The sequence below is a fragment of the Mammaliicoccus sp. K-M42 genome, from assembly GCF_022386375.1.
GTDB lineage: Bacteria > Bacillota > Bacilli > Staphylococcales > Staphylococcaceae > Mammaliicoccus > Mammaliicoccus fleurettii.
This window is the reverse complement of record NZ_JAJNIS010000016.1, coordinates 38,921-50,553: the sequence shown is the minus strand read 5'-3', so window position 1 is coordinate 50,553 and position 11,633 is coordinate 38,921. Positions and strand designations below refer to the sequence as shown.

The window sequence follows — 11,633 nt, the reverse complement described above, 5'->3', positions numbered from 1 at the left end:
TATATATTAACACCTTATTAAAAAAAATAAAATCATAAGGTCTATTTTAGTATGCCATTTTTTAATACTAGTACTTGACTAATCGTAGGAAGAGGCTGAGACAATTAATTTGTCTCAGCCTCTTAAGTATTAAGTTTATCGTCTATTATTATCGTCTGTTGGATTGTTTATATCTGCTTCTTCATGTCTTACTTTTTCAGATACATGCTCTGTATCTTGAACTTTATTTTTCTTGATAACTATTTCTTCAGATACAACATTCTCTTTATCAACATTTACGCGTTCTTCGTGTAATGGAACACGTACTGAGTCGTCTCCTTGTGCGTTGAAGTCTTCGTCAACTTTCTCATTAACTGGTCGACGCTCAATTGTAACTTCTTCGCGTTCAACTGGTACATCAAATTCTTCTTGTTCTTCAACTACGCGTTTATCAACTGATGCCTCACCAGTTTCAACGTTCTCTTTATCTACATTTAAACGTTCTTCATGTAATTGAACAGAATCTTCATCTTTGTCATTTCGAGTACCATCATTAAATGATTGATTAGATGCATTAATGTTAGTATCTCTTTCATTTTGACTAGTTGAGAAATTAGATTCACGTGTTGTATCTACGTTTGATGCAGGTGGCTCAACACTTTCATTTGGCTTATCATAATTTAATGTTGAACGTTCTGCTTCCACATCATCATCGTGAACTCTTGAGAATGATGAATCATCATTTCTTGAAAGATCTCGTTGGTCTTTAACATTATCCGTTTCGCGATAAGTGGTATTTGTTTTTTCTCTATTATTTAATGCTTCTAAATCTCTTTCGTTATCACTAGAGTATACTTTACGATTATCTTCATCGTTTACTTGTGTTTCTTGTTCATCAGACTGTTTGTTTGCATAACCAGCAGCGCCAAGTCCTGATGCACCTGCTAAGTTTGCTGAAGTGGAAGTGTCATCATTATTATCAGCAAAATTAGAATTGTCTACATCATCATGTGCAACTTCTTCCTTATCAATACTATTGCCATAGCGATTAGTGTCAGTAGATCTATCTGTTTCTGCTTCATTATCAAATGAAGGTGAATCCGTTTTTTCTGTTGTATTATGAGTTAAATCATTATTAGAAACGTCGTCATTTCGGTTAAATTCATTTTCTCTTTCAGCGTTGCCAAATTCATTTTGATTTTGAGAAGTGTCATTATCGTTCTTAGATGAACTAGCTGCAGCGGCACCAGCAGCACCAGCTCCTAATCCTGCACCGGCAACTGTTCCTTTAGAAACGCCATTTGTATCATTGTCTTCATTTGAATTACGAGAAACATCATTATTAGAAACGTCATCGCTTCGGTTAAATTCATTTTCTTTATCAGCATTGCCAAATTCGTTTTGATTACGAGAATTTTCACTTCTAGAAACATCATCGTTTTGGTTAAACTCATTTTCTTTATCAGTATTGCCAAATTCATTTTGATCATGAGAAGTATCGTTATCATTCTTAGATGAACTAGCTGCAGCAGCACCAGCTCCTACGCCTGCACCAGCAGCTGTTCCTTTAGAAACGCCACTTTCTTCATTCCCTTCATTTGAAAATGGTTTTGTATTGTCATAATGTTCATTTCCTGATTGAGAACCTTTAGGGTGTTCTGAATCATAGTTTTTACTATCATCTAAATTATCATTATCAATATATAACAAGATCTTGCCGTTATTTAAATCTGCTTTGTACTCATCTAATTTCTCTTCTGGAACATGTAAACTTGATAAAACTCTTTCCTCAGAACTTTCACCAGAGAATAATGCCGTAATCTTATCACTAAATGATCCTCTTGAGCTTTTAACTTTAACATCTGTGTAATCTAAAGAGTTATCTTCTAACTTATCCTCAGAGATAACTTGTAAATCACTTTCTCCTGCGCCTTCTTGCTTTAATTCATCAATACGTTGCAATAAATCACTTTCGTTATTAAACTTTTCTATTTTACCCATACTAAAACCTCCATAAATTTGTAATGTGTAAAAATCTGATAAATAGTGATTATTCTCTTGCGCTTAAAACTTAATAAATATTGTTTATATAAATACAATATAATTCACAAATACCCTTGTAGAAAGGAATCAAACAAAAATAAACCAACTTTCTAATTATTTAAACAATTCAGTTTATTTAAATACTGTTTAAATCGCGTGATTATAAGGTTTTGCCTATTGTAAAAATACTGATACTTTGTTATTATCAATGAATAATTTATTACTAAAAACTCATATAATCTGAAGGATATGGCTTTAGAAGTTTCTACCGTGTTGCCTTAAATGACACGACTATGAGTAAATGAATAACATTGGAATCAGACTATCTAAAATGGTGTGGTTTTATATTATTTTTTACTCATCTTACCTATTTTTTAGGATTAAGGTGTGTTTTTTTTAATCTAAATGAGGAGGCGAGTAGTGTGAGGACACTACAAGATAGAGTTAAAGAAGACGGTGTGGTAATCGACGAGAAGATTCTTAAAGTTGATTCATTTTTAAATCACCAAATTGATGCAAAGTTAATGTACGAAGTTGGTCAAGTCATTACTGAACACTTCAAAGATAAGAAAATTACGAAAGTACTTACTATTGAGGCTTCTGGTATCGCACCAGCAATTATGGCTTCTTTACATTTAGATGTTCCGTGTTTATTTGCTAAAAAAGCAAAACCATCTACAATGACGTCTGAGTTTTATCACACAGATATTCACTCATTTACAAAAAATACAACAAGTACAGTGGTTATTTCGAAACAATTTTTAAATGAAGATGATCACGTATTAATTATCGATGACTTTTTAGCGAACGGTGAAGCATCATTAGGTTTACATCGTTTAGTGAAAGCTGCTCATGCTACAACATCAGGAATAGGAATTGTTATTGAAAAAAGTTTCCAACCAGGTAGAGAAAAATTAGAATCTGAAGGATTAGAAGTGTTATCACTTTGCCAAGTTGCTTCTTTATTAGGAAATGAAGTCAAGTTGGTAGGCGAATAAAATGAAAAATTTTATATTAAGTATTCAACATTTACTCGCTATGTATGCCGGGGCCATAATGGTACCTATTATTGTAGGTTCTGCTCTTAAGTTCACACCAGAAGAAGTTGCATATTTAGTTTCTATTGATATCTTTATGTGTGGTGTGGCAACATTTTTACAAGTTTATAAAGGAATAGGTATTGGACTACCGGTAGTCTTGGGATGCACATTTACTGCTGTTGCACCAATGATTCTAGTTGGTAATACACATGGTATTGGTGTCTTGTATGGTTCAATATTCTTATCGGGTATTATTGTTGTCTTAATTTCTCCATTTTTCTCATATTTAGTAAAATTATTTCCACCAGTTGTTACAGGTAGTGTAGTGACAATCATCGGTATCACTTTAATGCCAGTAGCTATGAACTATTTAGCTGGAGGAGAAGGTGAGAAAAATTATGGAGATGCTAAAAATATATTCCTAGGTGTCTTCACACTAGTCATTATTTTAATTATACAACGATTATCAAAAGGGTTTATAAAATCTATTGCCATACTATTAGGTTTACTGATTGGTACGATAGTTGCTTCATTTTATGGATTATTAGATACATCAAGTTTAAGAACATCAAATTGGTTAGAGTTACCAAGACCATTTAGATTTAGTGGCTTTGAATTCGAATTTGGCACTACGATTGTTTTTGTAATTGTAGCAATTGTGAGTCTTATTGAATCAACAGGTGTGTATCACGCACTAAGTGAAATTACGAAGCAACCAATCACTAGAAAAGGTTTATCAAAAGGTTATAGAGCTGAAGGAATTGCTATAATGATTGGAGCAATATTTAATGCATTTCCATATACAGCATACTCTCAAAATGTCGGACTCGTATCATTATCGGGAGCTAAAAAGAATCAGATCATGTATATGATGGTTGCACTTTTAATTGTATGTGGATCGATACCAAAGCTTGGTGCTTTAGCAAGTATGATTCCTTTCCCTGTATTAGGTGGCGCAATGATTGCGATGTTTGGAATGGTTATGGCTTACGGCGTTAAGATGCTTGGAGGCATAGACTTTAACAAACAAAACAATTTACTCGTAATTGCTGTATCTGTAGGAATAGGTGCTGGAATTACTGCTGTACCACAAGCGCTTGAAACATTTGGAGAACAATATGCATGGTTAACTCAAAACGGTATAGTACTTGGTACTTTCTCAGCTATTATATTGAATTTGTGTTTTAATGGATTAAACAATCAACAAAACATTGAAAATGTGAAATAATAAATATGAAAATAAATAAGTGGAGGTTCTATTCATGTGGGAAAACAAATTTCAAAAAGAAGGTTTAACGTTCGATGACGTATTATTAGTACCAGCAAAATCAGAAGTATTACCGAGTGATGTAGACTTAAGCGTTTCATTATCTAAGAATATTCAGTTGAATATTCCTATTATCTCAGCTGGAATGGATACAGTTACTGAAGCTAAAATGGCGATTGCTATGGCTAGACAAGGTGGCTTAGGTGTTATTCATAAAAATATGTCTATAGAACATCAAGCAGACGAAGTGCAAAAAGTTAAACGTTCTGAAAATGGTGTTATTACAAACCCATTCTTCTTAACACCTGACGAACAAGTATATGCAGCAGAAGCATTAATGAGTAAATATCGTATTTCTGGTGTACCTATTGTTAATAACGAAGAAGATATGGAACTTGTAGGTATTATTACGAACCGTGATTTAAGATTTATCGAGAACTTCTCCATCAAAATTTCAGATGTTATGACTAAAGAAGATTTAGTGACATCTCCAGTTGGAACAACTTTAGATGAAGCTGAAGAAATTTTACAAAAATATAAAATTGAAAAACTTCCATTAGTATCTAACGAAGGTAAACTTAAAGGCTTAATTACGATTAAAGATATTGAAAAAGTAATTGAATTCCCATATGCTGCGAAAGATAAAGAAGGACGTCTTCTTGTTGCCGCTGCATTAGGTATTGCAAAAGATACACCAATCCGTGCTCAAAAATTAGTAGAAGCGGGTGCAGATGCACTTGTTATAGATACTGCTCATGGTCATTCTAAAGGTGTATTAAATGTAGTTAAAGAAATTAGTCAATCATATCCAGAAGTAACAATCATCGCAGGTAATGTTGCAACGCAAGAAGGTACAAGAGCATTATTTGAAGCAGGAGCAGATGTAGTTAAAGTTGGTATTGGACCAGGTTCAATTTGTACAACGCGTGTTGTTGCTGGTGTTGGTGTACCTCAAATTACTGCTATTTACGATTGTGCAACTGAAGCTCGTAAACATGGTAAAGCAATTATTGCTGATGGTGGTATCAAGTTCTCAGGAGACATCGCTAAAGCATTAGCAGCTGGTGGTAACGCTGTAATGTTAGGTAGTTTACTTGCTGGTACAGAAGAAAGCCCTGGACAAACTGAAATCTTCCAAGGACGTCAATACAAAGTATATCGTGGTATGGGCTCACTTGGTGCAATGGAACAAGGTTCAAAAGACCGTTACTTCCAAGAAGACACTACAGCTAAGAAATTCGTTCCAGAAGGTATTGAAGGTAGAATCGACTTTAAAGGACCTCTACAAGATACAATCTATCAATTAACTGGCGGTATTAAGAGTGGTATGGGCTATACAGGTTCAGCTAATTTAGAAGCATTAAGAGAAGATGCTCAGTTTATTAGAATGACTGGCGCAGGACTTAAAGAATCACATCCGCATGATGTTCAAATTACTAAAGAAGCACCAAACTACTCATTTTAATTAAAGGAGAACAACAATTATGGAAATGGCTTTTGAACAAGAGTTAATTCTTGTATTGGACTTTGGTAGTCAATATAATCAATTGATTACGCGTCGTATAAGAGAGATGGGCGTCTATAGTGAATTACACGACCATGAAATCTCAATCGAAGAAATTAAAAAAATGAATCCTAAAGGTATTATCCTTTCAGGTGGACCTAATTCAGTTTATGAAGAAGGATCATTTACAGTTAATCCTGAAATTTTTGAGCTTGGCATCCCAGTATTAGGTATTTGTTATGGTATGCAGTTAATGACAAAATTATTAGGTGGATCTGTAGAAAGAGCGAATGAACGTGAATACGGTAAAGCAACGTTAAACGTTAAATCAGATGATGATTTATTCTTTAGTTTACCTAACAGTCAAACAGTTTGGATGAGTCACAGTGATAAGGTTATTGATATACCTGAGAACTTTGAAATCATTGCAGATAGCCCAAGTTGTCAAAATGCAGCAATTGAAGATAAATCAAGAAAATTATACGGTGTACAGTTCCATCCAGAAGTACGTCATACTGAATTTGGTAACGACTTATTAAGAAACTTTATTCGTCGTGTATGTGAATGTACAGGTAACTGGTCGATGGAAAACTTTGTTGATATTGAAGTAGAAAAAATTAGAAAACAAGTTGGAGATCGTAAAGTATTGTGTGCGATGAGTGGTGGAGTTGATTCATCAGTCGTAGCAGTATTGCTTCATAAAGCAATTGGTGATCAATTAACATGTATTTTCGTAGACCATGGACTTCTTAGAAAAGGAGAAGGCGACATGGTAATGGAAAACTTTGGTGAAGGATTTAATATGAATATCATCAGAGTAGATGCTAAAGAGCGCTTTATGAATAAATTAACAGGTGTATCAGATCCAGAGAAGAAACGTAAAATCATCGGTAATGAATTCGTATATGTATTTGATGACGAAGCATCTAAGTTAGAAGGTGTAGACTTCCTAGCTCAAGGAACGTTATATACAGATATAATCGAATCAGGAACAAAAACTGCACAAACAATTAAATCACACCATAACGTAGGTGGATTACCAGAAGATATGCAGTTCCAATTAATCGAACCAATTAATACATTATTTAAAGACGAAGTACGTGCACTAGGAATAGAATTAGGAATACCAGAACACCTTGTATGGCGTCAACCATTCCCAGGTCCAGGACTAGGTATCCGTGTGTTAGGTGAAATCACAGAAGATAAATTAGAAATCGTGAGAGAATCTGATGCAATTCTTAGAGAAGTTGTACGTGAAGAAGGTCTAGAAAGAGATATATGGCAATACTTCACAGTACTACCTGACATCCGTTCAGTAGGTGTTATGGGAGACTATCGTACATATGACTACACAGTCGGCGTACGCGCAGTAACATCAATAGACGGCATGACAAGTGACTTTGCAAGAATCGATTGGGAAGTCTTACAAAAAGTATCAAGCCGTATCGTAAATGAAGTAGATCACGTAAATAGAGTAGTCTATGACATTACATCTAAGCCCCCAAGTACAATCGAGTGGGAATAATATATAAAATTAAGACAACCCTCTAGCTGCTATAGTTAGAGGGTTGTTTTTATTTTTAGGTTCTTATTCGAATTGATTATAATGTCTTTTATATACTTTGTTAGGAATATCAGCTTTAGAAACCTTTTTAACTTCTAAAATAACACCTTTAGCGTCTGTTGTTTTGATACGAATAATATCTCCGTGCTTATATTTTTCTTTAGTTGTAAGAGTATATTCATTCATACGACTCTCTTTACTAACTAAGTTTTTAACTGTTTTGTTATCTGGTGATACGACACCGTAATAATATTCAGTTCGGTTTAAGTATTGAAACGATATAATTAAGTATGAAAATATACAAAGAAGTAAAATTGATATTGTAGTTATAATTACTTTTTTCATAATGTAACCTCCTTTTCTTGTATGTATAAATTATTGTAAATTATCTCCTAAAATATTCCATCATACTTAAGGAGTATTTTGTTTTATGTTTTAGGTCGCCATTTTTTTACTTTATCACTACTATGAAATCCATATTTATTTTTACCTTTTTATCATCTTTAATTACCTCTAACTTATTTTTTTCACTATCAAACTTATTAATCTGACATTCAATTGTTTTATATTGTTTGGGTATCTCGCGATAATCCATTTCTCGAATTAATAAAAGAATAAATGAGATGGCACAATCAGTAGATTTAAAAGGATATAAAAATATTGTAGATGCAATCTCCTATGGTTCTACGTCTATTGTAGGTTGGGTCATGACAAAAATATCTAATATAGGAAAAACAAAAGAAGAAAAAAGATGGAATAATTTAGAAGTGCTGATAAGGGTAGTGTTAAAAGCAGATTTCAGTAAAATTGCTGATAAGGGTAGTGTTAAAAGCAGATTTCAACAAAATTGCTGATAAGAGGTGCGGTAAAAGCAGTTATCAGTAAAATTGCTGATAAGGGTAGTGTTAAAAGCAGTTTTCAACAAAATTGCTGATAAGAGATGTGTTAAAAGCAGTTCCCAGCAAAATTGTTGATAAGGATAACTATATAAGCTAATTTGATTACAAAAACGAGGTTGAGACATAAATTTGTCTCAGCCTCGTTTTGTGTAATAATGTAAAGAAGATTAATAATTATTGGGGGATTTATCGTGGAGATAAAACAAATGCAATATTTTATAGAAGTTGCAAAGTTCAAGAGTATGACGAAAGCCTCAGAGAATTTATACATTACACAACCTACTATTAGTAATTCAATTAAGTTATTAGAAGAGGAATTAAATGTTGCGTTGTTTGATCGTTCTAAGAGACAAATCATATTAACGGATGCTGGAAAAGTCTTTTATAAAATTTGTAAGGATTTCTTGAAGATGTATGAGAATATTCCTGTTGAATTGAATAATTTATTAGAAATTGAAGAAGGTCATGTGAGAATTGGTATTCCTACGATTATGAATGTGAATAAGTTTACTAAGCTGATTTCTGAATTCCATCAACTATATCCTAATGTGACGTTTCATATTTTGGAAGATGGTAGTAAAAGAATTGAGGATGAGATTTTAAAGGATGATTTAGACATAGGTATTACTGTGCTACCTACTGATAATAATTTGTTTAATTCGTTCTTCTTTTTCAGTGAAGAGTTGAAAGTTGTAGTTAATAAAAATCATTATATAGCTGATCAAAAGTCTGTGGATCTAAGTGAACTTTCAAACGAGAGTTTCATTCTTTTTAATTCTGATTATTATTTAAATGATCGTATTAAGCAATGTTGTAGAATGTCGGGCTTTATTCCGAATATTATATCTGAGAGTACGCAGTGGACTTTTATTGAGCAGATGATCTTATCTGATTTAGGTATTTGTATTTTACCTTCTAGTATTACAGATTTGCTGAATGAAGACTTGAAAAGTGTCAGCATTAGCAACTTGAATATCGGGTGGGAATTGGCGATTATTTGGAAAAAAGAAGGTTATCAAAACCATATTACAAAGAAATTGCTTGAATTTTTACAAGACAGATTACTTTTAAATGAATGAGTAATGCGTTTACATAGATTATTTTTATAGTTTATATAAAAATTAACGATTTTTATAAATGTATTTAGGGGATTAAGATGTAGTTATACGAGATAAAAGGAAGGAAATATATATGATACATTTTAAACACCCCAACGAGAGCAGAGTAGTAAGTACAGACCAAGTACTAGTCAATGATTTGAATAATTATAATACGTTGTTCGGAGGCGTATTAATGAAAAAGTTAGATAACAATGCAACGTTATCAGCTAGAAGACATGCAAGAGTAAAAGAATGCGTAACAGCTTCTACGGATTCTATAGATTTCTTAGTACCAATTAGACAAACAGATTCAGTTTGTATTGAGTCATTCGTGTCATACACAGGGAATAAATCGATGGAAATTTTCTGTAAAGTTATAGCTGAAGATATGTTAACAGGAGAAAGAAAAATTGCGGCAACTGCATTTTTAACATTCGTAGCATTAGATGGTGATAAGAGACCTATAAGAGTTCCAGCTATAGTACCAGAAACGAAAGAAGAATTATTTTTATTTGAATCAGGAAGTAAACGTGCAAACATGAGAAGACAAAGAAGAGAGCATAGCCAAGAATTAACAAAAATAATAGGTTTAGAAAAACCTTGGGAAAGAATTAAAGAAGGGAGTTACTAATTATGTTTGCAAGTACAAATGAAATTTATAAAGTTCAAAATGACATTGTATCATTAGAAAAGAACTATCCTCGATTCTTTGAAAACTTAGAGCATGTTGTCAGTTTAACGAGACAATTACAAATCCACTATCAATATTTAGGTGAATTGATAAATGGTATTGATAAAATTGAATCACGACCACCGTTTATTAAAGATTCAGTATTACAAATTTATACTGACGAAGTTAAAAAAATTACTGAAGATGAAAATATTGATATTTTGATGAATATCTTTAAACATCATCAAGATGTAAAATACGCTCAAATATTCTTATTAATATTAGGTGCTAAACCTAGACTTGTCTTTGAGAACACAATTATAAAATAATAAAACCTGGAGCTTTTTATAATATCGTCATATTGTAAAAAGCTCATTTAATTTATAAAGAGGTCAATATTTCCTGGGCTATAACCTATGAATTATAAGAGGGAAAATATTAATAAAGTAGAAAAAAACATAGCTATATTAAGAGTAGTTCAGATACAGCAGATCATATTGAAAAAGTTGTAGAAGAAGGTGGAGGCATAGAATTCACTAAACCAAAAGTAACAAAGTATGATAAAAAAGGTGACACAATCACAATAGAGATTGAAAAGAAAGACAATGATGGCAAAAGTATCAAATCTAAATATGACTTAGATTATGATTCAACATTTTCAGACTTTAAAATTAAAGATTATACTGATATTTAATTCACCTATGTTATTCATCAGTATGAGTTGATTTGAAATATCCAAAAGCGAAATTACTCACCTGAAAAGGTGTCGCTAAAATTTGAGTGTGATAATCCAATGTACTTTCATGGTAAAAATCTCAACTTTCCTCCTTCTCAAATAAGTTTACTTTTTTAAATTAAGAGGAATATATTAAATGTATTATAATTTGAGAAGGGGTTTTTTTAATTGATTAAAAGTTTAGATGAAATTAAAGTCCCAGATAGTAAAATTATTCAAGATGCACAAGAGATTGTAAGAGAATATGGAAATGAATTAATTTGGAATCACTCTAATAGAGTTTATTTATTTGGAGAAACAAAAGGAATCCAAGATCAACTAAAATACGATAAAGAATTGCTCTATATCACAGCGTTATTTCACGATTTAGGCTTAACTGAAACTTATGGCAGCGATGATTTAAGATTTGAAGTTGATGGAGCAAATGCTGTTAGACAATTTTTACAAAATTATAATTATGATAAAAGTGATTTGCAATTAGCATGGGATTCTATAGCTTTACACACGACTTTAGGTATTGCAGAACATAAGGAAAATAATGTTGCTCTACTATATCATGGTGTTGGTATGGATGTTATGGGCGATAATTGGAATCAATATTCTGATCAATTACGTAAAGCAGTCGCTACAAAATTCCCTAGAGGGAATTTTAAACATGATGTAATACAAGCATTTTACGATGGTTTCAAACATAAACCAGAAACGACATTTGGCAATATCAAATCAGACGTTATAAAGTATTTTGAACCAGAATACCCACAAAATAACTTCTGTTCATGTATATTACGTTCAAAATGGGATAGCTAATAATGTATTATTTATTTACTTATT

The 11,633-nt window shown here is 32.3% G+C and carries 12 protein-coding genes and 1 riboswitch; of the genes, 10 read left to right on the top strand and 2 right to left on the bottom strand.

The genetic code is table 11. The annotated features are described in order from the left end of the window. Positions 1-135 precede the first annotated feature (135 nt). The gene (locus LQ668_RS09135) at positions 136-1,980 is read right to left on the bottom strand and encodes a DUF2382 domain-containing protein (RefSeq protein WP_119634669.1); all 1,845 of its coding nucleotides are present in this window, start codon (positions 1,978-1,980) and stop codon (positions 136-138) included. 253 nt (positions 1,981-2,233) lie between these two features. Continuing rightward, a riboswitch (purine riboswitch) is annotated at positions 2,234-2,336 on the top strand. Between the two features lie 108 nt (positions 2,337-2,444). Between LQ668_RS09135 and xpt the strand changes: the two genes are divergently transcribed. Genes xpt through guaA form a run of 4 tightly spaced genes read left to right on the top strand, consistent with a single transcriptional unit; the run spans position 2,445 to position 7,358 of the window. Further along, on the top strand, positions 2,445-3,020 hold the full coding sequence (xpt, locus tag LQ668_RS09130; protein ID WP_078357140.1) for a xanthine phosphoribosyltransferase: 576 nt from the start codon (positions 2,445-2,447) through the stop codon (positions 3,018-3,020). Between the two features lies 1 nt (position 3,021). Continuing rightward, complete coding sequence (locus LQ668_RS09125) at positions 3,022-4,290, top strand: nucleobase:cation symporter-2 family protein (RefSeq protein WP_078357139.1); 1,269 nt, start codon at positions 3,022-3,024, stop codon at positions 4,288-4,290. A gap of 34 nt (positions 4,291-4,324) precedes the next feature. Beyond that, the gene (guaB, locus tag LQ668_RS09120; protein WP_078357138.1) at positions 4,325-5,794 is read left to right on the top strand and encodes an IMP dehydrogenase; all 1,470 of its coding nucleotides are present in this window, start codon (positions 4,325-4,327) and stop codon (positions 5,792-5,794) included. Positions 5,795-5,813: 19 nt separating this feature from the next. Then, entirely contained in the window at positions 5,814-7,358 is a 1,545-nt protein-coding gene (gene guaA / locus LQ668_RS09115) for a glutamine-hydrolyzing GMP synthase (protein ID WP_078357137.1), read from the top strand. Positions 7,359-7,421: 63 nt separating this feature from the next. Here the strand turns inward: guaA and LQ668_RS09110 are convergent, their stop codons facing one another. Further along, positions 7,422-7,742 carry a hypothetical protein gene (locus LQ668_RS09110; RefSeq protein WP_239776010.1) on the bottom strand — a complete coding sequence of 107 codons (321 nt, stop codon included), beginning with the start codon at positions 7,740-7,742 and terminating at the stop codon, positions 7,422-7,424. A 278-nt stretch (positions 7,743-8,020) separates the two neighbouring features. Between LQ668_RS09110 and LQ668_RS09105 the strand changes: the two genes are divergently transcribed. The 6 genes from LQ668_RS09105 to LQ668_RS09085 all read left to right on the top strand — a co-directional run bounded on the left by LQ668_RS09105 (position 8,021) and on the right by LQ668_RS09085 (position 11,609). Beyond that, entirely contained in the window at positions 8,021-8,251 is a 231-nt protein-coding gene (locus tag LQ668_RS09105; RefSeq protein ID WP_203154187.1) for a hypothetical protein, read from the top strand. Between the two features lie 236 nt (positions 8,252-8,487). Continuing rightward, the gene (locus tag LQ668_RS09100; protein WP_203154185.1) at positions 8,488-9,375 is read left to right on the top strand and encodes a LysR family transcriptional regulator; all 888 of its coding nucleotides are present in this window, start codon (positions 8,488-8,490) and stop codon (positions 9,373-9,375) included. 112 nt (positions 9,376-9,487) lie between these two features. Further along, positions 9,488-10,027, top strand: coding sequence for an acyl-CoA thioesterase (locus LQ668_RS09095; protein WP_078357133.1), 540 nt, complete (start codon positions 9,488-9,490; stop codon positions 10,025-10,027). A gap of 2 nt (positions 10,028-10,029) precedes the next feature. Further along, positions 10,030-10,395: a hypothetical protein gene (locus LQ668_RS09090; RefSeq protein ID WP_078357132.1), complete on the top strand. Its 366-nt coding sequence runs from the start codon at positions 10,030-10,032 to the stop codon at positions 10,393-10,395. 137 nt (positions 10,396-10,532) lie between these two features. Next, positions 10,533-10,760 (top strand): TcaA NTF2-like domain-containing protein, encoded by a 228-nt coding sequence (locus LQ668_RS12490; protein ID WP_420870769.1) that lies wholly within the window; start codon positions 10,533-10,535, stop codon positions 10,758-10,760. A gap of 210 nt (positions 10,761-10,970) precedes the next feature. Further along, entirely contained in the window at positions 10,971-11,609 is a 639-nt protein-coding gene (locus LQ668_RS09085; protein ID WP_203154183.1) for an HD domain-containing protein, read from the top strand. Positions 11,610-11,633 lie beyond the last annotated feature (24 nt).

Excerpts from the sequence above, each read along its gene's own strand:
- LQ668_RS09135 (WP_119634669.1), bottom strand. The coding sequence starts at position 1,980 with ATGGGTAAAATAGAAAAGTTTAATAACGAAAGTGATTTATTGCAACGT.
- LQ668_RS09125 (WP_078357139.1), top strand. The coding sequence starts at position 3,022 with ATGAAAAATTTTATATTAAGTATTCAACATTTACTCGCTATGTATGCC.
- guaB (WP_078357138.1), top strand. The coding sequence starts at position 4,325 with ATGTGGGAAAACAAATTTCAAAAAGAAGGTTTAACGTTCGATGACGTA.
- guaA (WP_078357137.1), top strand. The coding sequence starts at position 5,814 with ATGGAAATGGCTTTTGAACAAGAGTTAATTCTTGTATTGGACTTTGGT.
- LQ668_RS09110 (WP_239776010.1), bottom strand. The coding sequence starts at position 7,742 with ATGAAAAAAGTAATTATAACTACAATATCAATTTTACTTCTTTGTATA.
- LQ668_RS09105 (WP_203154187.1), top strand. The coding sequence starts at position 8,021 with ATGGCACAATCAGTAGATTTAAAAGGATATAAAAATATTGTAGATGCA.
- LQ668_RS09095 (WP_078357133.1), top strand. The coding sequence starts at position 9,488 with ATGATACATTTTAAACACCCCAACGAGAGCAGAGTAGTAAGTACAGAC.
- LQ668_RS09090 (WP_078357132.1), top strand. The coding sequence starts at position 10,030 with ATGTTTGCAAGTACAAATGAAATTTATAAAGTTCAAAATGACATTGTA.